19 protein-coding genes and 2 pseudogenes are annotated in these 24396 nt (G+C 55.0%); 14 read left to right on the forward strand and 7 right to left on the reverse strand.

Annotated elements, in window-relative coordinates:
• Window positions 1–222 precede the first annotated feature (222 nt).
• Both AU509_RS15460 and AU509_RS15465 read right to left on the reverse strand, forming a co-directional pair.
• Window positions 223–1419, reverse strand: coding sequence for a pectate lyase family protein (locus AU509_RS15460; RefSeq protein ID WP_094118763.1), 1197 nt, complete (start codon window positions 1417–1419; stop codon window positions 223–225).
• A 399-nt stretch (window positions 1420–1818) separates the two neighbouring features.
• Window positions 1819–2982: a polysaccharide lyase gene (locus tag AU509_RS15465; protein WP_085652723.1), complete on the reverse strand. Its 1164-nt coding sequence runs from the start codon at window positions 2980–2982 to the stop codon at window positions 1819–1821.
• A gap of 494 nt (window positions 2983–3476) precedes the next feature.
• Here AU509_RS15465 and glyA point away from each other — a divergent pair, with 494 nt between their 5' ends.
• The 4 genes from glyA (at window position 3477) to AU509_RS15490 (ending at window position 7746) form a co-directional block, all read left to right on the forward strand.
• Window positions 3477–4730 carry a serine hydroxymethyltransferase gene (gene glyA, locus AU509_RS15475; RefSeq protein WP_094118764.1) on the forward strand — a complete coding sequence of 418 codons (1254 nt, stop codon included), beginning with the start codon at window positions 3477–3479 and terminating at the stop codon, window positions 4728–4730.
• 131 nt (window positions 4731–4861) lie between these two features.
• Window positions 4862–6031: a 3-phenylpropionate MFS transporter gene (locus tag AU509_RS15480; RefSeq protein ID WP_094118765.1), complete on the forward strand. Its 1170-nt coding sequence runs from the start codon at window positions 4862–4864 to the stop codon at window positions 6029–6031.
• 69 nt (window positions 6032–6100) lie between these two features.
• Window positions 6101–6709, forward strand: coding sequence for a DUF1007 family protein (locus tag AU509_RS15485; RefSeq protein ID WP_244201062.1), 609 nt, complete (start codon window positions 6101–6103; stop codon window positions 6707–6709).
• Window positions 6700–7746, forward strand: a complete 1047-nt coding sequence (locus AU509_RS15490) for a nickel/cobalt transporter (protein ID WP_085652728.1) — start codon at window positions 6700–6702, stop codon at window positions 7744–7746. The genes AU509_RS15485 and AU509_RS15490 overlap by 10 nt, the downstream gene beginning before the upstream one ends.
• 80 nt (window positions 7747–7826) lie before the next feature.
• On the opposite strand, the gene AU509_RS15495 is transcribed toward AU509_RS15490, so the two are convergent.
• The 4 genes from AU509_RS15495 to suhB form a co-directional block, all read right to left on the reverse strand.
• Window positions 7827–8624: an ABC transporter ATP-binding protein gene (locus AU509_RS15495; RefSeq protein WP_094118767.1), complete on the reverse strand. Its 798-nt coding sequence runs from the start codon at window positions 8622–8624 to the stop codon at window positions 7827–7829.
• The gene (locus tag AU509_RS15500; RefSeq protein WP_244201061.1) at window positions 8621–9649 is read right to left on the reverse strand and encodes a FecCD family ABC transporter permease; all 1029 of its coding nucleotides are present in this window, start codon (window positions 9647–9649) and stop codon (window positions 8621–8623) included. Before AU509_RS15500 ends, AU509_RS15495 begins: the two co-directional genes overlap by 4 nt.
• A gap of 59 nt (window positions 9650–9708) precedes the next feature.
• Complete coding sequence (locus tag AU509_RS15505; RefSeq protein WP_094118769.1) at window positions 9709–10833, reverse strand: ABC transporter substrate-binding protein; 1125 nt, start codon at window positions 10831–10833, stop codon at window positions 9709–9711.
• Between the two features lie 524 nt (window positions 10834–11357).
• Window positions 11358–12161, reverse strand: a complete 804-nt coding sequence (gene suhB / locus AU509_RS15510) for an inositol-1-monophosphatase (protein ID WP_085652732.1) — start codon at window positions 12159–12161, stop codon at window positions 11358–11360.
• A 120-nt stretch (window positions 12162–12281) separates the two neighbouring features.
• Between suhB and trmJ the strand changes: the two genes are divergently transcribed.
• The 5 genes from trmJ (at window position 12282) to sseB (ending at window position 17941) form a co-directional block, all read left to right on the forward strand.
• Window positions 12282–13004, forward strand: coding sequence for a tRNA (cytosine(32)/uridine(32)-2'-O)-methyltransferase TrmJ (gene trmJ / locus AU509_RS15515; RefSeq protein ID WP_085652733.1), 723 nt, complete (start codon window positions 12282–12284; stop codon window positions 13002–13004).
• Window positions 13005–13135: 131 nt separating this feature from the next.
• Window positions 13136–13630, forward strand: coding sequence for a Fe-S cluster assembly transcriptional regulator IscR (iscR, locus tag AU509_RS15520; protein WP_026738381.1), 495 nt, complete (start codon window positions 13136–13138; stop codon window positions 13628–13630).
• Between the two features lie 119 nt (window positions 13631–13749).
• Window positions 13750–14967, forward strand: coding sequence for an IscS subfamily cysteine desulfurase (locus AU509_RS15525; protein WP_094118770.1), 1218 nt, complete (start codon window positions 13750–13752; stop codon window positions 14965–14967).
• 761 nt (window positions 14968–15728) lie between these two features.
• A complete protein-coding gene (gene pepB / locus AU509_RS15530) occupies window positions 15729–17024 on the forward strand; it encodes an aminopeptidase PepB (RefSeq protein WP_094118771.1) in 1296 nt (431 codons plus the stop codon).
• A gap of 122 nt (window positions 17025–17146) precedes the next feature.
• A complete protein-coding gene (gene sseB, locus AU509_RS15535) occupies window positions 17147–17941 on the forward strand; it encodes an enhanced serine sensitivity protein SseB (protein WP_094118772.1) in 795 nt (264 codons plus the stop codon).
• Between the two features lie 343 nt (window positions 17942–18284).
• Here the strand turns inward: sseB and sseA are convergent.
• Window positions 18285–19144 (reverse strand): annotated as a pseudogene (gene sseA / locus AU509_RS15540) (3-mercaptopyruvate sulfurtransferase).
• Between the two features lie 398 nt (window positions 19145–19542).
• Here sseA and ndk point away from each other — a divergent pair.
• From ndk to ispG, 5 genes and pseudogenes are all read left to right on the forward strand, one after another.
• On the forward strand, window positions 19543–19974 hold the full coding sequence (gene ndk / locus AU509_RS15545; RefSeq protein WP_085653565.1) for a nucleoside-diphosphate kinase: 432 nt from the start codon (window positions 19543–19545) through the stop codon (window positions 19972–19974).
• Window positions 19975–20134: 160 nt separating this feature from the next.
• Complete coding sequence (locus tag AU509_RS15550) at window positions 20135–21313, forward strand: bifunctional tRNA (adenosine(37)-C2)-methyltransferase TrmG/ribosomal RNA large subunit methyltransferase RlmN (RefSeq protein WP_085653566.1); 1179 nt, start codon at window positions 20135–20137, stop codon at window positions 21311–21313.
• A 136-nt stretch (window positions 21314–21449) separates the two neighbouring features.
• Window positions 21450–22207, forward strand: a pseudogene (gene pilW / locus AU509_RS15555) (type IV pilus biogenesis/stability protein PilW).
• Window positions 22197–23183, forward strand: coding sequence for a cytoskeleton protein RodZ (gene rodZ / locus AU509_RS15560; RefSeq protein ID WP_094118773.1), 987 nt, complete (start codon window positions 22197–22199; stop codon window positions 23181–23183). The pseudogene pilW and the gene rodZ overlap by 11 nt, the downstream one beginning before the upstream one ends.
• Window positions 23184–23219: 36 nt before the next feature.
• Window positions 23220–24341, forward strand: a complete 1122-nt coding sequence (ispG, locus tag AU509_RS15565) for a flavodoxin-dependent (E)-4-hydroxy-3-methylbut-2-enyl-diphosphate synthase (protein WP_085653569.1) — start codon at window positions 23220–23222, stop codon at window positions 24339–24341.
• The last annotated feature ends 55 nt before the right edge of the window (window positions 24342–24396 follow it).

Consider the following 24396-nt stretch of genomic DNA (forward strand, 5'->3'; position numbering starts at 1 on the left):
TAGAATTACAAAAAAGACATCCTTCGTTGTTGAATTGTTTAAGGTTGTATTTGGACGAATAATTCATGCTGAATGAATTCAGGATTGAATGTTTACATTAAAAAATATCAATACGGTTGTGCTATTTTATTTTTATTATTGGCCGGTCACGCCGTTATTTAAACAGCACTGACCGACCATAATGTGTCACGCGTTATTCACGCAGACAGCATCTGCATTGGATTAGATTTTGCCGTAACCCGCGCCAGCCATAACGGTTTTGATCAGGCTGGTGTTCATGGTCTGTACCTTGTAGGAGTAGGGGATTTTGGCGGTATAGTTGGTGAAGCCACAGCTGGATAAGCCAGCGGCGCCATTGTTGATAATCGAATTTTTATCGGTGAAAATTTTGCCGTTAAATGCCTTCACGACGCCGCACTTGCTCTTGAGGTTGGCAATAGTGAAAGCATTGCCTTCCGATAACAGGCTACTGCTGGTGCCGATACCGAAACTATAGAGGTAGGCATAAGTCGATGCGTTGACGTTGCCCACAAAGACATTGTTGAAGGCGTGAACATTGCCGAAACGAATACGCGGAGCTCGTTCACGCACCTGGCTGAACAGGTTGTTGTAGAAGGTCACGTGTAGTTTGCCTGCGTCCTGTGAACCATTGCTGTCGCTATGACCGATCAAGATGGTTTTATCGTGCTGTTCAAAACGATTGTTGGAGACGGTGACGTAGTCGGAGCCACGTTTAATATCCAAGGTGCCGTCATGCTGTACGTAGGTTTCGCCATTTTTCTTGGTGTATTTATTGTCGGTAAAGCTGCCGTCGTTAAACGTCACATGGTCGATCCAGACGTGATGAGACGTGACGATATTAATGGAGTCCCATTCCGCATTCCAGCCATCGCCAGATTCATAATGCGGTGCGACGTCGACCGGTGTTTCAATGTAAATGTTGCGAATAATCACGTTGCTGGCACCGCTGACGACCAGCGACCCCTTGGTAAATTTACCCGAATTCCCGATGCCGATAATGGTGGTGTTCGATGGGATGAGAATCTGGCTGCGCGCCTTTTGGTCGTTAAAAGAGGTGTAGGCTTTTCCGCCGCTGATATCGATGGTCCCGGTGATTTGAATGATTTTCGCCGTGTTTGCGGCTGCTAATGCTGCTTTGAACTCAGTAATGTTTTTCGCCGTGTAGATATTGGCGGCGGTGGCGGCTTTGCCCCCCGTGGTTGTTCCGTTCTGAGTCGCCCACCCTACGGTTGCCGCAGTACGGCCTTGAGCGCTTAGCAGACTGGCGGCCGAGGCGTTGGACGTCATTAACGCGGCAGTGATACTGGCAATCAGCAGTGGTTTGGCACAGGAGTAAATACGTGAAAGTGATCCAGAATATCCTGATTGTGTCTTTTTAGATAAATGAGTGGCGTTCATTAAGAAGTTCCTTTTTCGTTATGAGAATTATTCATGAAATACATTTCATCGGCTTGATATAAAGCTATCGTGTAACCGGCCCGTATTATTAAGAACTGGGATTTTAGTTTTTTGATCAAAATCGTTTTTCTGAGAGAAAATATAAAAACAAATGAAAAGGGATTTACTTGGAGGGTTTTTGATGGAATGAATATTTCACCTTGTGACGGATTGTATGGGTAAATGAAAGGGTATTATTTTATTTTGTGTTATTCCTATCAATTCTTATAGGTATTAATGAGTGATTTTTCATGATTGATTATTGGTCTTTTCTTATTGACTTGTTTTTTTTGTGATAGAAATAAAATAAAGCGGCAATCCCGGGTTAATAACCTTTGTACGATTGCCGCTTTTACTTATTTAGAGCTTGCCGAAACCAGCCTTGCCAGCGATGTCGTCAGACAAAGTGGTTGTCATCGGTTGCACGGTATAGCTGTAAGGGATGGTGTCTGAATAGGCCGTAAAGCCGCAGGTCGATAAATCAACTTCGTTGCCGTTCAACATGGAGCCTTTATCCGAGAAAATTTTGCCATTAAAGGCTTTCACTACTTTGCATTTATTGCTGAGGTTGCTGACGGTAAAACCGTTGCCCTCAGATAACAGGCTGCTGCTGGTGCCGATGCCAAAGCTATACAGGTAAGGATAACCCGTGTCCTTAACGTCGCCGATGTAGACGTTATTGAAGGCATGGACATTGCCGAAACGCACTCTTGGCGCGCGCTCACGTACCCGATTAAACAGGTTGTTGAAGAAAGTGACGTGCAGCTTTCCCGCATCTTGCGAGGTATTGCTGTCGCTATGTCCGATCAGGATGGTCTTATCGTGTAGTTCGAAACGACTATTGGACACGGTGACATAATCAGAGCCACGTTTAATGTCTAACACACCGTCGTGCTGTACGTAGGTTTCGTCATCCTTGGTCGTGTACTGGTCGTCCGTAAAGCTGCCATCGCTGATGGTCACATGGTCGATCCACACGTGGTCGGCGGTTTGAACATTCATCGCATCCCACTCCGCATTCCAGCCATCGCCCGACTCATAATGCGGCTCAACATCGACCGGCGTTTCAATGAAGATATTCCGCAAAATTACGTTGCTGACTTCTTTGACGATCAGTGAACCGTTGGTGAATTTACCCTGGTCGCCCATTCCGATGATCGTCGTGTTAGATGGGATCAGGATCTGGCTACGTGCTTTTTGATCGTCGAAGCTCGTGTAGGCGGTGCCGCCGCTGATGTCGATAGGCGCCGTGATCTGAATGATTTTGCTGGCGCTGCCTGCTGCCAGCGCGGTTTTAAATTCGTCGAGCGTTCCCACGCTATAAATGTTCTCTTCCGCTGCGGCGGAGCCGCCGGTGGTTAAACCATTTTGCGATGCCCAACCGACGTCGGGTGCGGCGGTCAGGGCTTCCTGCGTCAGCAGAGTGCCGGCGCTTGCGCTGGAGGACATCAGCGCCGCTGCGATGAGCGAGAGAGAGAAAGGGCGAAATCGGCCGGGTCCAATGCGAGGTGTAAGACTAGTCATGAGGTTATCTCCTTATTATGCCCACGTATGTCGCATACGTTTCCCTGGTGTGAGAATGAAGGGCTAGTGGTTGAAATCCGTTCAATACGAGGAAGTTAGCAACCCATTTATATGGGTTCAATATCATTATTTGGAATAATTATTCCCAATCAAAAAATACCTCAAAAAATACTTAGTATCAGATTGGTCTTACAGACCAATCCATCAAAAATATCGATGGATTGGGAGAGGGAAATTGGGCGGGTTGAGCGAGTCAGATCGCAGCCCAACATGAAAAAGATGCAGGTGCCTGATGAGAAAAAGTCCCTCCGCACAGGGAGGTAGAGAAAAGCACAAACCCTTGTGCCACCGGTGGCTAATCGTTTGCGCAAAAACCTCTGTCAAAGCCTATCTTCGCTGGTGAGAATCGGTTTACACTATAGGCCAGTGCCTTTCGGGGCGATTATATTGCGTTGTAAAAATGCACGTTAGCTGAGTCAGGACAGGAGATGCGGATGTTAAAGCGTGAAATGAACATTGCCGATTATGATGCCGAGCTGTGGCAAGCCATGCAGCAGGAAGTGGTGCGTCAGGAAGAACATATTGAGCTGATTGCTTCAGAAAACTACACCAGCCCACGCGTCATGCAGGCACAGGGATCTCAGCTGACCAACAAGTATGCGGAAGGATACCCGGGCAAACGCTATTACGGCGGTTGCGAATATGTCGATATTGTTGAACAGCTGGCGATTGACCGTGCGAAAGCGCTGTTTGGCGCGGACTACGCCAACGTGCAGCCGCACTCGGGTTCTCAGGCCAACTTCGCGGTCTACACCGCGCTGCTGCAGCCTGGCGATACCATTCTGGGCATGAACCTGGCTCACGGCGGCCACCTGACTCACGGCGCGCCGGTTAACCTGTCCGGTAAGCTGTATAAAGTGATTCCTTACGGCATCGACGAAAGCGGCAAGATTGATTACGACGAAATGGCCGAGTTGGCGCGTACTCACAAACCGAAAATGATCGTTGGCGGCTTCTCGGCTTATTCCGGCGTAGTCGACTGGGCGAAAATGCGTGAAATCGCTGACAGCGTAGGCGCTTACCTGTTCGTCGATATGGCGCACGTGGCCGGTCTGGTCGCTGCTGGCGTTTATCCTACGCCGGTGCCTCACGCGCACATCGTCACCACCACTACGCACAAAACGCTGGCAGGTCCGCGCGGCGGCCTGATCCTGGCGAAAGGCGGTGACGAAGATCTGTATAAGAAACTGAACTCCGCGGTATTCCCGGGTGGTCAGGGCGGCCCGCTGATGCACGTGATTGCGGGTAAAGCGGTCGCGCTGAAAGAAGCGATGGAGCCGGAGTTTACCGTTTACCAGCAGCAGGTAGCGAAAAACGCCAAGGCGATGGTTGAAGTCTTCCTGTCCCGCGGTTTCAACGTGGTATCCGGCGGTACGCAAAACCACCTGTTCCTGCTGGACCTGGTCAGCAAAGACATCACGGGTAAAGAAGCCGATGCGGCGCTGGGCCGTGCGAACATCACCGTCAACAAAAACAGCGTGCCGAACGATCCTAAGAGCCCGTTCGTCACCTCCGGTATTCGTATCGGTACGCCATCCGCCACTCGCCGCGGCTTCAAAGAAGCGGAAGTGCGTGAACTGGCCGGCTGGATTTGTGACGTGCTGGACAACATCAACGACGAAGCTGTGATTGAGCGTACCAAGCAGAAAGTGCTGGAACTCTGCGCTCGTTTCCCTGTTTACGCCTAAGATTGCCATGCGTGCTTCGTCACGCATCGCGAACAAACGCCAGCGCAAAGCTGGCGTTTTTTTATCTGTCGACCGTGGTTGCGCCCGTCACACATCTTTGCCAAAGTAGCCGGTCGAAAACAGGAGAACCCATGGTTTTACGATCCACTCGCTGGCTGGCTCTCAGCTATTTCACCTACTTTTTCTGCTATGGCATCTTTTTGCCCTTTTGGGGCCGCTGGCTACAGGGAGAAGGTTTATCGGATGAAACCATTGGGCTGCTGCTCGGCGCCGGTCTGGTCGCCCGCTGCTGCGGGAGTTTGGCTATCACAGCCGGAGTAGGCCATCCGTCCAGGCTGATCGGCGCATTGCGCTGTCTGGCATTGGTCTCGTTGCTCATGGCCTTCGGGTTTTGGCTTGGCAACGCGTGGCTGTGGCTGCTGCTGGTCATGATCGGCTTCAACCTGTTCTTCGCGCCGCTGGTGCCGCTGACCGATGCGCTGGCCAATACCTGGCGTCAGCAGCTCACGATGGACTACGGTCGGGTGCGGCTGTGGGGGTCGATCGCGTTCGTTATTGGTTCTGCGGTCACCGGGGATTTAGTGGCCGTTTGGGGTCATCCTGCCATTCTTCTGGTGCTGTGCGTCGGGCTGCTGTGTATGTTGATAGGAATGCTGTTCCGGCCTGAAACGGCACCGCAAGAGACGGCGTCAACGGCGTCCGACCTGGCGTCAACGCCGTGGCGTCAGTTATTAAGCGAAACCGCCGTGTGGCGCTTTATGCTTGGCGTCACCTTGTTGCAGGGCGCGCACGCCGCGTATTACGGATTCAGCGTCATTTACTGGCAGGATATGGGTTATTCGGCGTCGGTCGTGGGGTATCTCTGGTCGCTGGGCGTGGTCGCAGAGATCGTGATTTTTGCGCTCAGTCATCGATTGTTCCGACGCTGGACAGCGCAGGGACTGTTGCTGCTCTCCGCCGCGTGCGGCGTGATCCGCTGGGGGCTGATGGGCTCGACGGCGTCGCTGCCGTGGCTGATCGTGATTCAGCTCCTGCACTGCGGGACGTTTACGATATGTCATCTGTCCGCCATGCGTTTTATCGCCACGCGTCAGGGCAGCGATGTACTGAAGCTGCAAGCGGTGTATTCCGCGCTGGCGATGGGCGGCGGAATCGCGTTGGTCACCGTCTTGTCGGGTTATCTGTTCGGCCATTTGCAGGGTAAAACGTTCTGGGTGATGGCATTACTGGCGCTGCCGGTCCTGTTTATACGATTGCCGGATACGGCGAAGGCAAAGACCTCCCTGAGTGAAAATCATTAGTCAGAGGTAGTAATGGTATTCGGTGCAATGACGTCGCGATGGCCGGGTCGACTGGCAGCGGCGCTGATGATGATAGGATGTGGCGCTATCCCGCAGGCGGCCGCGCATCCGCACAGTTTCATCGACATGCGTCTAACGGTGGAGGGGAAAAACGACCTCATCACCGGGCTGCGCATGGTGTGGACGATGGACCCCATGACGTCCGCCGATCTGCTTTACGACGCGGGCTCAGCGTCCCAAGAGGCTGAAATCTGGAAGAAACTGGCGGCGGAAGTTATGGCCAACGTGCTGGGGCAGCACTATTTCACCGACGTCTTTCGCGACGGTAAACCGGTTAAATATGCGCCGGTGCCGAGCGAGTATCATCTTTCTCGCCACGGTAATCAGGCGGTGCTGGAGTTCGTGCTGCCGCTGGCCCATCCTCAGCCTCTGGCGGGAAACCCCCTACAAATTTCCACCTACGATCCCACCTATTTCGTCGATATGTCCTACAAAAATGACAATGCGGTTGCTGTCAACCCAGCACTCTCGGCGCGCTGCCATACTACGCTGACGACGCCGAAACCGGATGCGGCTTTGCAGTCTTATGCGCTCTCATTGGACAAAAATGATAGCCCGGACGAAGACATGGCGTTGGGTCAACAATTCGCACAGAGGGTTACGTTGCAATGCCAATAACGCCATCTTCTCTTTCTGTCGAGCCATCTCGCCGCGCCGCGTGGCCGCTGCTGATCGTCGTACTGGCGCTGGGATGTGGGCTGTACGCAGTCTGGTCCTGGTGGCCGGAGATGCTGCGCCAAAGCGTCATCTGGCAAAGATCGCTGCATCAGCAAATGTCGCAACTGATGGAAGCGGTCAGCACGCAGCCGCATCGCGCCGGTTGGAGCCTGTTGGCGTTCAGTCTGGCCTACGGTATTTTGCACGCGCTTGGACCGGGCCACGGCAAGGTGGTGATCGCCACCTATCTTGCCACGCATCCTTCTCGTCTGAAGCGCAGCCTCCAGCTCACCTTTGCGGCATCGCTATTGCAAGGCATGGTCGCGGTGATCCTGGTCACGGTGGTGCTCTCCGTGTTGCAGCTCTCTAGCCGGGTGTTGCACGTCAGCAGTTTTTGGATAGAGAAGGGCAGTTACCTGCTGGTGGTCTTGCTGGGGATGGTGCTGTGCATTCGGGCGGTGCGTAGGCTGCTGGCGGCGCGGGCGAGTTCCCGCCCTCCGAGGATCCAGCGGCTTGCTCCGCTGGCGGCCGCTTCGTCGTCCTCGCTGCTGGTCGCTCATGTCCGCCGCTCTGGCGCGCATGACGCCGGATGCTGCTGTGGTCATCAGCATGTCCCGGGGCCGGAGGCGCTCGCCGAGGACGGCGGATGGCGGGCGCGCTTGATGGTCGTGTTAGCGATGGGATTACGGCCCTGCTCGGGCGCGATATTGGTACTGTTGTTCGCCAAAGTGCTCGGCGTGTATGGCTGGGGGATTTTGGCTGCGCTGACGATGGCGTTAGGCACCGCCTTCACGCTCTCTCTGCTGGCGGCGGCGGTCAGCTACTGTCGGCGGCTGATGACGCGTCTCGGCGCTGAACAGGCGTCTCCCCGCTGGCAGCAGGTCGTCTGGTTCGTTTTGTCCCTGAGCGGCGGCGCATTGTTGATCGTCATGGGCGTGGTGCTGTATGTCAGCGCGCAACCCGCCATGATGGGCGGCATTCGTCCGTTTTCAGGATAATCACCACGTTTTCCATGCGGTTTCGACGACTGTCGGGAGGCTATCGGCCTAAAGCCCCGGCATAGACCGGGGCAAAAAGGTTACTGCATCGGCTCCGTGACCAGCCCATCGATCATCACTTGCGGGATTCCCTGTGAGCAACGTTCGATTCGCCCGCGTACGCCGTAAACGCGGGCCAGGCTCTCGGCGGTAATCACTTCCGCCGGTTCGCCATCGGCAATTAGCTGTCCGTTTTGCAGCATCAACACGTGATCGCCATGGCGAAGCGCGATGTTAATGTCGTGGACCACCACCACGGTGACGATGTTCCGACGCTGGGTTTCTCGCCGTACCAGATCCATCACGTGGAACTGATAATTGAGATCGAGCGCGCTGAGCGGTTCGTCCAGCAGTAGCAGAGACGGCTGACGGATCAGCGACTGCGCTAGCCCAACCAGCTGTTTTTGCCCCCCTGACAACTGGTCCAGATAGTTCAGCGCCAGATGTTCGATGCCAAGCTGTCGCAGCAGCGTCATAACCTCGCCTTTATCCCCGGAGGGGGATAGACCTCCACTGGCGCGCTGGGCGACGATAATCGATTCCAGGACGTGCAGATGCACGCCGGCCGGCAGCGATTGGGGCAGGTAAACCACGTTTTCGGCGCGTTTGCTGAAAGGCAGTTGCATCAGGTTCACGTCGTCCAGATACACCTCACCGCTCGCCTTGCCCAGACCGGCCATCGCTCGCAGCAGCGTGGATTTCCCACTCCCGTTCGGCCCCAGCAACACGGTGATCTTCCCTCGCGGCAGTTTCGGCACGTTGAGATCCGCGATTACCGGACGCTTGGGATAGCCCGCGTGGAAGTGGGCTAGGGTCAGCCCCTTGGGTGGCGAATTCATACGTTCCCCCTGTGGCGCAGAATGATACTCAGGAAGAAAGGCACGCCGACCAACGAGGTGACGATACCGACAGGAATGATGACGCCTGGCAGCAGATTTTTGGACACCACGGAGGCGAGTGATAGCACCAGCGCGCCGGTTAACGCGCTCGCCGGCAGATAAAAGCGGTGATCTTCGCCGAAGATCAGTCGGGCGATGTGCGGCGCCACGAGGCCGATAAAACCGATTGGGCCGACGAAGGCGACCGACAGCGCGGACAATATGCTGATGCGCAGCAGCGTCGCCAGCCGCAGTCGGCGCACGTTGATGCCGAAGCTGATGGCCCGGTCTTCGCCCAAACGCAACGCCGTCAGTTTCCATGCGTTCATCATGGACAGCGGCATGACGACAGCCAACACCAGCAGCAGAACGCCCAGCTTCTCCCACGATGCGCGGGCCAGACTGCCCATCGTCCAGAAGACCAGCCCCTGTAGCGTGTCTTCGTTGGCGACGAACTGGAGCATGGAGACCAGTGCGTTGAAGGTGAAGACGAGCGCGATGCCGAAGAGCACGACGCCTGACGTGGCGACCTGCGTCCAGCGGGTGATGGCATCAAGCAGCAGCGCGGCCAGCAGCGCGAACAGGAACGCGTTGGCGGAAATAAACCACTGTGCCGGAATACCGGGAATGCCGATACCGAGCACGATTGCCAGCGCCGCGCCGAAAGCGGCGGCCGAGGAGACGCCTAACGTGAAGGGGCTGGCGAGTGGGTTGTTGAGGATGGTCTGCATTTCCGCGCCTGCGAGCCCCAGCGCCAGACCGACGACGACCGCCATCAGCGCATAGGGCAGGCGGATATCCCAGACGATGACGCGGATACCGGCATCGGCCGCGGCGGGGTCGGTCAGCGTTTGCCACAGTGTCTTCAGCGGCAGGCCCGAGGGCCCGAGTACAAAGTCCAACAGCAGCGAGGCAACGATGGCCATCGCCAGGATGGCCATCATTAGCAGGCGATGTCGGACGATATGCTGGTAGCGATGCATCATGTGCTTTTCGGCAGCGAGGCTGCCGTGGTGAGTCGATTCGGTCGTAACAATCATGAAAGTTACTCAGCCTGTTTCCAGGAAAAAATAAATTCGCTATCGGGCAACGTGGTGAAGCGGCGAATAATGTCGTGGTAGGACGCGTCCGGATTCAGATCGCTGAACTGCTGAGGGTAGATTGCCTTAGCCAGATATTCCATACCAACCACATTGTACGGGTGATTATAGAAATGGTGGTAGAGGCCGAAGGCGTGTTTTTTTTGCACGGCCGGAATTTGCGCCACGCCGGTGCGGCTGAGCAGCTGACTGCCTCTGGCATCGAGAGACGCCTTGTCCGCGTCATAACCGAGCTGCAACAGCGGGCTGGTGCCGTCGCCGCGCTTAGAGCCGGTCATGATGTACACATCCGGACTCATGCTGATGAGCTTTTCCAGAGAAACGTAGCCATACGCGCCCGGAAGCAGGTCTGAGCCGATATTTCGCGCGCCGACGGCTTCGACCAGCCCGCCCCAACCGTTATGAGCATGGCTGAAGCAACAGGATTCAGAACGACCGGCCAGCGCCTCAATGAACACATTGGCTTTCGGCGTGATGGCGGCGGTGCGCTGCTGAATGGCGGCGAGATGTTGGCGATAGAAATCCGTATAGGCTTTCGCGTTGTCTTCGCGGTTAAGCACGCGTCCCAGCAGGGTGATGCTATCCGTCGTGTTTTTGACCGGTGAGACTTCAAAATCGATGAAAATGACCGGAACACCGAGCGTGTGCAGTTTGGCGAGTATGCCGTTATCGGTCAGCGAGGGCTTGGCGCGCATCTGCGCGATCATTAGGTCCGGCCGTTGCGCCAGGACGCTTTCCAGCTCGATATCGCCTTTGTCGCTGAATCCCATTTCAAGAATGGATGCCGCCTGCGGCCATTTCCCTTTCAACATATTCCACGTCGCGGTGTCGGAAGTTCTGGGCAGGTTATTCCAGGCCACCAACCGCTGGAATGGATTTTCGCGATCCAACAGCGCCATCGCCATGATGTCGCGGCCATCCTGTAAAACAATGCGCCGAGGCTCTTGCTTGAGCGTGACGCTCTTCCCGTCGAGATCGGTCACCGTGACAGGATACTGTGTGGCATAGATGCTCAAGGAAGCCGTCAGTGCGGCGACCAACAAAACGTGTCGAAATAGGTTGATGAACATAACGCGACTGCACTCCGCCCTTAAAATGAGTTTAATAATGATTATCATATGTAATCAGGGGCGCTTTCAACCAACAAAAAAGTTAAAAAATAAAAGTTAGCGAAGGCTTGTGCGATCCCGATCGGGATAACAAAAGTGCAGAAAAGCCTGCTTTGGGTATTAAGTCGGCGTTGGGACGGAGTTATTAACGCTATTGCATCACCGCGACAAGGCCTTAGGGCCGCTGGTGTGTTGTCTGCGATGAAGGTTATGGATACTACCTGTGGTTTCTGTGTTTTTCTCGCGCGTTCTGAAGAACGGGCCTTCGTCATCACGGCAAACGGATAAAGATGCATGAGATAGGAAATTCGATATCAGCGCGTAAACAAGGCGTGTGGTATGAGATGTTGTGCACATTTTACCAAGCGTGATGGGGGATAAGGGGGCGTAAGGGGATTGATGAATCAGAGAAAGATGGCGTGAAGTCACATAAGGGATAAGGAAAACGGCGGTTAGCTGACCGAAGTCGGCTAACCGGAAGAAACTTAACGTTTCAATGCATCACTCAGGTTTTCGCGGACGTTAGACAGCAGAGATTTCACGACACGCGGGTTACCGGCGACGATGTTGCCAGTCGTCAGGTAATTGTGGCCGCCGACGAAGTCGGTCACGATACCGCCTGCTTCACGTACCAGCAGTTCGCCGCCGGCGAAGTCCCACGGTTTCAGGCCGATTTCGAAGAAGCCATCCACGCGGCCAGCGGCGACATAAGCCAGATCCAGCGCGGCGGAACCAGTGCGGCGGAAGTCCGCGCACAGGCCGAACAGACCTTCCATCATGCGGAAGTAGCTGGCGGAATGCTGTTTGTGCTTGAACGGGAAGCCGGTAGCGAGGATGGTGCCGTCCAGATCGCGAGCGTTGCTGCTGCGCAGACGGTAGCCGTTCAGCTGAGCGCCCTGACCGCGAGTGGCGGTGAACAGCTCATTGCGCATCGGATCGTAAACTACCGAGACTTCGGTGCGGCCTTTGATGCGAACAGCGATGGAAACCGCGAAGTGCGGCAGACGTTTGATAAAGTTGGAAGTGCCATCCAGGGGATCGATAATCCATTGAATATCCTGGTCTTCTCCGACCAGTTCTCCGCACTCTTCACTGATGATGGTGTGCTGAGGGTATGATTTGCGAATGATTTCAATAATCAGGCGCTCTGCATCCCGATCGACATTGGTGACAAAATCGTTACTGCCTTTCTGACTAGCCTCGACGGCGTCAGGCGTTTCATAGTTTTTGGCAATTAAATTACCGCCTTTACGCGCGGCGCGCACGGCAATGTTCAGCATCGGATGCATGGTATCGTCCACAAGAATGTTAAAGAACAGAAATCGGCGCGCAGTATACCAGCAAAAGAGAAAATAGCGAAGATTGTGTTAACATAGTCCGCATTTCCTTTTTCGCACTATCGAGTCAGCATGTTAGAAAATATACGCATTGTCCTGGTGGAAACGTCCCACACCGGCAACATGGGATCGGCCGCTCGGGCGATGAAAACCATGGGGTTGAGCAATCTTTACTTGGTTAATCCGCTGGTTAAACCTGATTCACAGGCGATCGCGCTGTCCGCCGGCGCGAGCGACGTTATCGGGAATGCGACGCTGGTTGAAAACCTGGATCAGGCGCTGGAAGGTTGCAGCCTGGTGATAGGGACCAGCGCGCGTTCGCGCACGTTGCCGTGGCCGATGCTGGAGCCCCGCGAGTGCGGCGTTCGCAGCGCGCAAGCGTCGCGTCATGCGCCGGTCGCCATCGTCTTTGGTCGCGAGCGCGTTGGGTTGACCAATGATGAACTACAGAAATGTCATTATCATGTGGCGATCCCGGCAAACCCGGAATACAGCTCGCTGAATCTGGCGATGGCGGTGCAAATTCTGTCTTACGAAATCCGAGTCGCGCACTTGGATAACGAACAGATGGATACGCCTGAGCATGAAGAAACCCCGTATCCGCTGGTGGACGATCTGGAACGCTTTTATCAGCATCTGGAATCCACTTTGGTGGAAACCGGGTTTATCCGCCAGGCGCATCAGGGTCAGGTTATGAGTAAGCTGCGTAGGCTGTTTACCCGTGCGCGCCCGGAAAGTCAGGAGCTGAATATACTGCGTGGCATCCTCAGTTCTATCCATAAAAATGACCGGTGAGTAGCGGGTAATAGTTGAGTGATTTACTAGGATAAATACTTGACTGAAATACTCGGGAATGACAGACTAATGTCACATTTCGACCCTACCTGTGTTTTGAAACACGGGTTTACTCTACGGATACCATTGATATGAGACTGACATCTAAAGGCCGTTATGCTGTTACCGCCATGCTTGATGTGGCGCTGCATTCTCAGGAAGGCCCTGTTCCTCTGGCCGACATCTCTGAACGTCAGGGCATTTCGCTTTCGTATCTTGAACAACTGTTCTCCCGCTTGCGTAAAAATGGTCTGGTTTCCAGCGTGCGTGGTCCGGGCGGCGGTTATCTGTTGGGTAGAGACGCCAATGACATCGCTGTCGGCGCAGTGATCTCCGCCGTTGATGAGTCGGTCGATGCGACCCGTTGTCAGGGGCGTGAAGGCTGCCAGGGCGGCGATCGTTGTCTGACCCATACGCTGTGGCGCGATCTGAGCGATCGAATCACCGATTTCCTGAACAACATTACCCTGGGCGAACTGGTCAACAACAAAGATATTCTCGATGTTGCCGACCGTCAGGATGCCGACACGCGCCGTACCTCTACCGGTCGTACGCAGGAAACGATTAACGTTAATCTGCGCGCTTAATCACGCCGGGAGAGGTGCTGACAACGCATGGCGTTGGCCCCAAGGGGTACGGGCAGGAGCGCCCGACTATAAACAAAACGCAGAGTACGTTTTGATGTGAAGTACGGAGTTAATGAGCAATGAAGTTACCCATTTATCTGGATTATTCAGCGACGACACCGGTTGATCCGCGCGTGGCTGAAAAAATGATGAAGTTCCTGACGATGGACGGTACGTTCGGCAATGCCGCGTCCCGTTCGCATCGTTACGGCTGGCAGGCGGAAGAGGCGGTGGACGTCGCTCGCAACCAGATTGCCGATCTGGTTGGCGCGGATCCTCGCGAAATCATCTTCACGTCAGGCGCCACGGAAGCTGACAATCTGGCGATTAAAGGCGCCGCCAGCGTTCATCAGGAAAAGGGTAAGCACATCATTACCTGCGTCACTGAACACAAAGCGGTTTTGGACCCTTGTCACCAGCTGGAACGTGAAGGGTTTGACGTCACTTATCTGACGCCTATGCGCAATGGCATCATCGACATGAACGAGCTGGAAGCCGCTTTTCGCGATGATACGATTCTGGTTTCCATCATGCATGCCAACAACGAAGTTGGCGTGGTGCAAGACATCGCGGCTATCGGCGAACTGTGCCATCGTCGTGGTGTGATCTACCATGTCGATGCCACGCAGAGCGTCGGCAAATTACCAATCGATCTGGGGCAGCTCAAGGTCGATCTGATGTCGTTCTCCGGTCATAAAATCTATGGCCCGAAAGGCATCGGCGCACTGTTCGTCCGCCGCAATCCCCGTGTGCGCATTGACGCTCAGATGCACGGCGGCGGACACGAACGCGGCATGCGTTCCGGTACGCTGCCGGTGCATCAGATCGTCGGTATGGGCGAAGCCTATCGCATCGCGGCAGAGGAAATGGACGCTGAATCTGCGCGGCTTGGCACCCTGCGCGATCGGCTGTGGAACGGCATTCGGGATATCGAAGAAATCTACCTGAATGGCGACCTGTCAAACAGCATCCCCAATCTTCTAAACGTCAGCTTTAACTACGTCGAGGGCGAATCGCTGCTGATGGCGTTGAAAGATCTGGCGGTTTCCTCTGGTTCTGCCTGTACTTCCGCTAGCCTGGAGCCTTCCTATGTGCTGCGGGCGCTGGGCGTTAACGAAACGCTCGCGCTGAGTTCTATTCGTTTTTCGCTGGGGCGTTTCAGCACGGAAGAGGAAGTGGATTACGCCATCGAGCAGGTGCATAACGCCGTTGACCGGTTGCGTAGCGTTTCTACTGACTGGAAAACCTTCAAACAGAGCACCAAGAGCAGCCGCGTTGCAGGCGCGCCTCAACTCTGACGCTTTTCTATAAGCCCAACAGGCGTGGTTGACCGGGCGATTCAGTGCGGTCAACACCGCACTCAACGCGCTTTTCTATGCAGTGGTTACCCTTCCGCGAGTTTGAGTGAACGCTGAGTTGTGGCGTGTTAAACCGTTTAACGCGGCATCGCCTTCGCGGCTTATCCGTTCATCGACCCGAATTCCTATTTATCTCGCTCTTCCGCGCGCCTATATGTGGGATTTTTCCTGTTTTCGAGATTCTCTTCCGACGGGTTACGCCAGCCATCGGGGGCATATATGGTATCTTGGCTCGAGTTTTTTGCCGCTGCGCGTAAGGTCTAAGAAATCGGTCATAAATTTGCCTTACTATGACCATCAGTGCTCGACGGGCGCAGCGAAGAGGGTGGTGTTTGGAAAGGTTGAACGACACTACGAGCAAATACGTCGCGCGGGGCCTAAAACGCCCCCTTACACTATATTGATACACGCACCGGCCTTGCTTCGTAAGCCGGTACGGTGAGACGGATTCATACGAGGATCGGCGGTCGATATCGCCTGCCGATTTTTCAGGAACAAGCCAGCGGCATGACGAAAAGTGCCGCGGGATGATTTCACGATCGGCCACCGAACCGTGACCTAAACAGGTTCAAAGAGACGCGGTTCTCTGGTTGGATAAAAGCTGAATAACCAGCACGACAGGCGCGCCTTCACGGCGGCCGATTTCTCTTCTTCATGCTTGAACGGCCTGATTAAAGAAATGCGCAATAGGGAACGAGATTATGACAACCGAAGCTATGCCCATTACCCTGACCCACCAGCCCGCGGATGCTCGCTGGGGTGAAAAAGCAACGTTAACCTCTGGCGAACAAGGGTTCACTATCCATCTGACCGGCGACAAACCGTTGGCGATCATCCAGCGCGCCGGCCGCAAAATCGACGGTCAGGGCATTAAATGCGTCAAGCTGGAAGGCGAGGGATGGGATCTCGAAAGTAGCTGGGCTTTTTGGCAGGGTTACCGGGGGCCGAAAGGCAAGCGTACCGTCGAGTGGGCCGAGTTGGATGAGGCTGCGCGGCAGGAGTTGGATCGCCGCCTGAAAATCGTCGACTGGGTGCGCGATACGATCAACTTGCCAGCGGAAGCGCTGGGGCCGGAGCAACTGGCTACCCGCGCGGTGGATCTGCTGTGTTCCGTCAACTGCGACGCGGTATCTTATCGCATCACCAAAGGTGAAGACCTGCGTCAGCAGAACTATTCCGGCTTGTATACCGTCGGACGCGGCTCCGAACGTCAGCCGGTATTACTTGCGCTCGATTACAATCCGACCGGCAATCCCGATGCGCCGGTGATGGCCTGTCTGGTCGGTAAAGGTATTACGTTTGATACCGGCGGTTATAGCCTGAAACCCAGCAGCTTTATGGATTCGATGAAGTCCGATATGGGAGGCGCCGCGCTAGTGACAGGAGCGCTGGCCATGGCCGCTGCGCGTGGTTTGAATCAGCGTGTCAAACTGTACTTGTGCTGCGCCGACAACATGGTGAGCGGCAACGCATTCCGTCTGGGAGACATCATCAGCTATCGCAACGGCAAAACGGTGGAAGTGATGAACACGGACGCGGAAGGACGTTTGGTGCTGGCCGATGGCCTGATCGATGCGTCCGCCCAGAAGCCGCAGTGGATTATCGACTGCGCTACGCTGACGGGTGCCGCAAAAATGGCGTTGGGTAACGACTATCACGCGCTGTTCAGTTTTGACGATGCGTTGGTCGGAGATTTGCTCACCAGTGCCGGGCGCGAGAGCGAACCTTTTTGGCGTTTGCCGCTGGAGGAGTTCCACCGTCAGCAACTGCCGTCCAACTTTGCTGAACTGAATAACATCGCGAGTCCGGCCCATTCGGCAGGCGCCAGCACGGCGGCGGCTTTCCTGTCCCACTTTGTGGAGAACTACCAGGAAGGGTGGCTCCATATCGACTGTTCGGCGACTTACCGTAAAGGCGCGGTCGATCAATGGTCTGCGGGCGCGACCGGACTGGGCGTTCGCACGCTGGCGGACTTCCTGCTGAGCAAAGCTGGCTGAATAAGCGATGGTGGGTAAGTTTATACCCGCAATGAACTACGCGCGGTGACGCCGCGCGAGCATAACAAACAGGCCTTGCGCAGTTAAAAAGGTGCGCAGGGCTGAGAGCGTTGAGGAACACGATGGAATTTTCACCACAAAACACACTGGAAGAGGCGCTGATGCGCGCTGCGACGGAGCCTGCGCATCGGCCCGAGTTTTTCAACGAGCTCATGACGGCCACGGTGTATGTACTGGGAAACAGCGACGGCGATACCACCTTTGGCGAGCAGACGCTTCAGGCCGGGAGCCATGTTCATCTTCAGCATTGGGAGAAGCCGGATGGCAGTTCTGCGATCCCCTTCTTCTCTTCTCTGGCGGCTTTACAGTCAGCCATCACCGAAGAGCAGTCCTTCCTGGCACTCCCTGCTCGCGCGCTGTTTGAGCTGACTCAGGGCGCTGTGTTGTTCCTCAATCCTAAACTACCTTACGGTAAAGAGTTTCTGCCGCAGGAAGTGGAACACCTGCTGGCGGGCGAAGGCACCGGACTCGTGACGAAGAAGGTGATCGAGGAGGATACACAGGTCCTCATTGGACAGCCCGCAGAAATGCCTGCGCAGATGATCGACTCCCTGACCCAACTATTTGCGAAATATCCCGCCGTGCGCCGTGCGTTTCTGGTGCAAATTAAAGAGCCTGACGAGGAGCAGCCGCATCTGTTGGTCGGGATTGACGTGGATGAAGACGTTGAGGCGATCATTCAGGCTGCGGGTACCGTTGCCAGCGACACGCTGCCGGACGATCGCCCGATTGACCTTTGCGTCGTAGCCGACAACGAACCGGGCATCAGCCATTACATGATCAAGCACACCACGCCATTTTATGAGCGTAAGTGGGGCAGCTTTCTTCGCGACTTCAAAAACAGCGGCCACGCATGATTAGATAATGCCGCTTGACCGCTTGACCGCAACGCTACAAAAGCCAAAAGCCAAAAGCCAAAAGCCAAAAGCCAAAAGCCAAAAGCCAAAAGCCAAAAGCCAAAAGCCAAAAGCCAAAAGCCAAAAGCCAAAAGCCAAAACGGCAAAGGCTCACTGTGTGAGCTTTTGGTCGGCGGATGCGCGTCGTGATGAATCACGATTACGGAGAGTGCTGTTACTGCCATCTATGAGACTGAAGCCAGGAATCCCCGCAGAGGCACAACATCAGTCATGACGGATTCCGTGACGGCCACATGATGTGGCCGTTTTTACTGAGATTGTGTCAATGGCAAATCGGTAAGCGTCAGCGAGTTACCCCTGTTTCAACGGGCAGGTCATCTCGACTTCCCCATTCCCCCCAGGAACCGTCGTACAGTTTGACTTGAGGGGCATTCAGCACATACAGCGCTAATACGACCACAGCTGCTGTCACACCGGAGCCACAGCTGGCGACGATGGGACGCTGGATATCTATTCCCTTTTGCTTGAACACCGCGGCCAGCTCTTCTGGGGCTTTCAGCGCGCCGTTTGCCACCAGCTCATTCCATGGCACGTTAACGCTGCCGGGGATATGGCCACGACGTAGTCCCGGACGGGGTTCATCCACTTCACCCGCGAAACGCAGCGCCGGACGGGCATCGACGATTTGTGCGGAATGATCGTGGGTGATGGCCAGCACGACTTCGGCCTGACAGATCACTCCGGCGTCCAGTCGAGCCTTGAAGGTTCTTGTCGGATGACCGTTGTTTCCTTGCTCCAGGGGAAGTTGCTGGTGTTTCCATTCGGCCAGGCCGCCAGCCAGAATAGAAACCTTTGTCACGCCGAAGGTTCTCAGCATCCACCAGGCGCGAGGGGCGGAAAACAGATTGCCTTCGTCATAAATGATGCAGTGTTGTCCTTCGCTGACGCCTAGCGCTCCTATCGTCTGAGCGAAGGACGCACTGTCCGGCATCATATGCGGTAGAGGCGACGTCGCGTCTGACAGCGTTTCGATATCGAAAAAAGCCGCCCCCGGCAGGTGTTCGGCTCATATTCGGCCTTAATATCCCGCGTGGTGTCGCCAGGTGGCAGCATCCGCGCATCAAGCAGCGTGATATCAGCGTCGTTCAGATGCGAATTCAGCCAGGTGGCGGTGACAAAGATGTCGGAACTGGATACAGACATGAGACCTCCCGAGCGGGCCGTCAACGCAGCCCGGAATAAGATGAGGATTGAATTGTCAGCGATTTTTCAGCAGCGGACAAGCGCAATCCTGCCGATAACGCCCGTTTAGGCGCACTCTATTTCAGGAATGCGAGCGTTACCGGAACACTGGGATGAAACAGGTGAAACGCGCGAATTTGTTTGCCATCCGCCCCGCAGGTCGGACAGAGAGGGGGTGTCAGACAGAGATTCAGCGTTATAATGATAAGAAAAGGACGATAAGATAACGTTATTTTAAAAAAATGTTATTTGACCGTAGGCAAGATGGAGGTGCAACCCTATAATCTGCGCCACTTTACGGTGCCGGGATCATAATTTATTAACCGGCAGTTATCAGACAGTTATCAAACGAGGTCACTATGACGGTAGAACGTACTTTTTCTATCATTAAGCCCAATGCGGTCGCCAAGAATGTGATTGGCGCTATCTACAACCGCTTTGAAAGCGCAGGCTTCAACATTGTTGCTGCCAAAATGCTTCATTTGACTCGCGAACAGGCCGAAGGCTTTTACGCTGAGCATCAGGGCAAACCTTTCTTTGACGGTCTGGTGACATTCATGACTTCCGGCCCCATTCTGGTTCAGGTTTTGGAGGGCGAAAATGCCGTTCAGCGTCACCGTGACCTGATGGGTGCGACGAATCCTGATAATGCGCTGGCGGGAACGCTACGAGCGGACTATGCAGACAGCATGACTGAAAATGCGGTGCACGGTTCTGACTCTTTGGCGTCAGCCGAACGCGAAATCGCCTATTTCTTCAGTGCGGACGAGGTGTGTGCACGCACCCGTTGAGCTGAGGCAAAGAATTAAAAGCGGAGTGGCGCTGGCACCTCTGTATTAAACTTTGTACAATGCCGCGCCCCGGAACGAGCAGGCGCTTGGCCGGGGCGTTTCTTTATCCTTTATCACTTCTTTCGAGCCATAACGTGTAACAACGAGGCCATGAGTCAATATGTCTGAGCAAACCGTATCCCCGATCGCCACCGAGTCTGACGCTATTGCCGTTAAGCCGACGGGCACTGAAAAAATCAACCTGCTGGATCTTAACCGCCAGCAAATGCGCGCCTTTTTCGCCTCTATGGGGGAAAAGCCGTTCCGTGCCGATCAGGTCATGAAATGGATCTATCACTACTGCTGTGATGATTTCAACGAAATGACCGACATCAATAAGGTGTTACGCACCAAATTGCAGGAGATCGCTGAAATTCGCGCGCCTGTCGTGGTCGATGAGCAGCGCTCTTCTGATGGCACGATCAAGTGGGCTATATTGGTCGACGGCCAGCGTGTGGAAACGGTCTACATCCCGGAAGAGGAACGCGCGACGCTGTGCGTGTCTTCTCAGGTGGGTTGTGCGTTGGAGTGCAAGTTTTGCTCGACGGCGCAGCAAGGGTTTAACCGTAACCTGCGTGTTTCTGAAATCATCGGTCAGGTATGGCGCGCGGCGAAAATTATCGGCGCGGCTAAAGTCACCGGTCAGCGTCCTATCACTAACGTTGTCATGATGGGCATGGGTGAACCGCTGCTGAACCTGACCAACGTGGTGCCAGCGATGGAAATTATGCTGGACGATTTCGGCTTCGGTTTGTCTAAACGGCGTGTGACGTTATCTACTTCAGGCGTCGTGCCTGCACTGGATAAGCTCGGCGATATGATCGACGTCGCACTGGCCATTTCCCTGCACGCGCCGAACGATGAAATTCGTAACGAAATCATGCCGATCAACAAAAAATATAATATCGAAACTTTTTTGTCGGCAGTGCGGCGTTATCTGGATAAATCCAACGCCAATCAGGGACGTGTCACCATCGAATACGTCATGTTGGATCACATCAACGACGGTACGGAACACGCCCATGAATTGGCGGAATGCCTGAAAGATACGCCGTGCAAGATCAACCTGATCCCGTGGAACCCCTTCCCGGGCGCGCCGTATGGGCGTAGTTCCAACAGCCGTGTTGACCGCTTCTCCAAGGTATTGATGGAATATGGCTTTACCACCATCGTTCGTAAAACACGCGGCGACGACATTGATGCGGCCTGTGGACAGTTGGCCGGGGAAGTCGTTGACCGAACCAAACGCACGATGAAGAAAAAAATGGTCAAGGATACGATAGCCGTTAAGAGTGTATGATCGTGGTCGGCTCGAGAGGGCCGGACTGATGATAAATACATTTCAGTGGCTTATCATACTATGCTGTGGTGACAGCGGACTCCTATAACTGTGTCCGCCGCCCTCGGCGAGAGACAATGGCTAAGGATAGTCAGCGATGAATTCACGGCGACAGGGAAGGTGGCGGCGCGCTTTGGCCGTGTTATGCGTGATGATCGGCGGGTGCGTGAGCACCGCAGAAACAGACTCACTCTCGCCGCAGGCGCAGACGCGTTTGCAACTGGGGTTGGCCTATCTGGAGCGCGGACAGTTTGACGTCGCGCACAGCAACCTGCTCAGCGCCGTGAAAGCAGCCCCAGATGACTACCGTACCAATTGGGTATGGCGCTATACGAACAGCAAATTGGTGAATATGCAGCGGCTGAAAAACGTTATCAGCAGTTGTTGCGACAGAGCCCTTCGAACGGGAGCGTAATGAATAATTACGGTGCGTTTCTGTGTGGTTTAGGGCAGTATGTAACGGCGCAACAACAGTTTAGCCGCGCAACGCAGCTCGCAAATTATCCGCAGGTTGCCGATGCTCTGGAAAACGCCGGTTATTGTTTTCTAGACGCAGGGCAGTTTGATGAGGCGGAGCAACGACTTCGTCGGGCGCTGAACTACGACCCTCGTAAAGGTCGACGCCTACTCGCGGAAGCCGAGCATCGTATGCATGCCGGTCATACAGAACAAACGCGGGTGCTCTTGAATATTTATCAGCCGAAATTTCCGGCGAGTGCCGAAAGTTTATGGCTACAGATTCGTTTCGCCGCGCTGGCGGGGGATACCGATAACGCGATGCGTTACGGTGCGATGTTGGCGCGAAGTTTTCCACAATCTAAACAGTACCAGCAGTTCTTAGCTAATGAATACTGAAGCCAATCAAGATAAAACAGCATCACCCATAGCCACTCCTGGGGAACGACTGCGTCAGGCGCGTGAAAGCTTAGGGTTGTCGCAGCAAGTCGTCGCGGAAAGGTTGTGCCTTAAAGTCTCCACCGTTCGTGAGATTGAAGAAGACAACACGCCTGCTGGCCTTGCGCCGACATTCCTGCGTGGATATATCCGTTCTTATGCCAAGCTGGTGCATCTGCCCGAAGATGAGCTGCTGCCGATGCTGGAAAAACACGTGGTGCCGAGTCGTACCTCCAACGTATCCCCTATGCAGCATCTCGCGCTGGGCAAAAGTCGTAAAAAGCGCGACGGCTGGCTGATGACCTTTACCTGGCTTATTTTGCTGGGGGTATTGGGGTTGACGGTCGCCTGGTGGTGGCAGAATCATCAGGCGCAGCAGCAGGAAATCAATTCCATGGTCGATCATGCGAACGCTACGCAGACTTCGCAAGATGGACAACCGCTGGATTTAGGCAACGGCGAACCGGACCCGGTTGTGCCGGACGATAGCGCCACGGGGGCGACCACTCCCGAGGTGACGCCGCCTGCCGACGCTTCCTCGGTAGCGTCCACGCCAGCGAGTAATGCGCCTGCGCCTGTGGCCCCTGCCACGCCTGCTCCCGCGCAGACGGCATCCCCGGCGCAACCTTCTCCCGCGCCATCCTCTCCGGCGGCCCCTGCCGTTGAGACGCTGGCGCCTTCCGCGCCAGCGTCTAACGCATTAGCCATGTCGTTCTCTGCGGACTGCTGGCTGGAAGTGGTGGATAGCACCGGCAAAAAACTGTTCAGCGGTATGCAACGCAACGGCGGTTCGCTGAATCTGAGCGGACAACCTCCTTATCGACTCAAAATCGGCGCGCCTGCTGCTGTGCGTATTCAGTATCAGGGTAAACCGGTGGATTTGAGTCAGTACGTCAAAAGCAATCAGGTTGCACGTTTAACGCTGGCCGGCCAGTAATTTTCCGGCCGGTAGCGGCATTTTGGAGGTGAAGTTGTGAATAACCCCGCACCCATAACCCGTCGCAAATCAAAGCGCATTTACGTTGGTAAGGTGCCCGTCGGTGACGGTGCGCCTATCGCGGTGCAGTCGATGACGAACACCCGTACAACGAATGTTGAAGCAACGGTAAATCAAATCAAAGCGTTGGAGCGCGTGGGCGTCGACATCGTTCGCGTTTCCGTCCCCACGATGGATGCTGCTGAGGCATTCAAGCTGATCAAACAACAGGTGAATGTGCCGCTGGTGGCGGATATTCACTTTGACTACCGCATCGCGCTGAAAGTCGCTGAATACGGCGTGGATTGCTTACGCATCAACCCGGGTAATATTGGCAACGAAGAGCGCATTCGCTCTGTCGTGGACTGCGCACGGGACAACAACATTCCGATTCGTATCGGCGTGAACGCCGGTTCACTGGAAAAGGATCTGCAGGAAAAATACGGCGAGCCAACGCCGGAAGCGCTGCTGGAATCCGCTATGCGTCACGTAGACATTCTCGATCGGCTCAACTTCGACCAGTTCAAAGTCAGCGTGAAGGCCTCCGACGTCTTTCTGGCCGTCCAGTCCTACCGTCTGCTGGCCTCCCGCATCGATCAGCCGCTGCATCTCGGTATCACCGAAGCCGGCGGCGCACGGAGTGGGTCGGTGAAGTCCGCCATCGGTCTGGGCCTGCTGCTCTCCGAAGGGATTGGCGATACGCTGCGCATCTCGCTGGCGGCCGACCCGGTCGAAGAAGTGAAAGTCGGTTTTGATATTTTGAAGTCGCTGCGTATTCGCGCGCGTGGCATCAACTTCATTGCCTGCCCGACTTGCTCGCGTCAGGAGTTCGACGTGATTGGCACCGTTAACGCGCTGGAACAGCGGTTGGAAGATATCATCACGCCGATGGACGTATCGATTATCGGCTGCGTGGTTAACGGACCGGGCGAAGCGCTGGTCTCGACGCTGGGCGTGACCGGCGGCAACAAGAAAAGCGGTTTTTATGAAGACGGCGTTCGCCAGCGTGAGCGTTTCGACAACGAACAGATGATCGACCAGCTGGAATCGAAGATCCGCGCCAAAGCGGCGATGTTGAACGAGAGTAACCGCATCACCATCAACGTGGTCGATAAGTAATGACTGTGGCGGCATCGCACGAGATGCCGCCCTGTCGACAGCTTCCCAACCCGAC

It is taken from the genome of Lonsdalea britannica (assembly GCF_002111595.1).
Lineage (GTDB): Bacteria > Pseudomonadota > Gammaproteobacteria > Enterobacterales > Enterobacteriaceae > Lonsdalea > Lonsdalea britannica.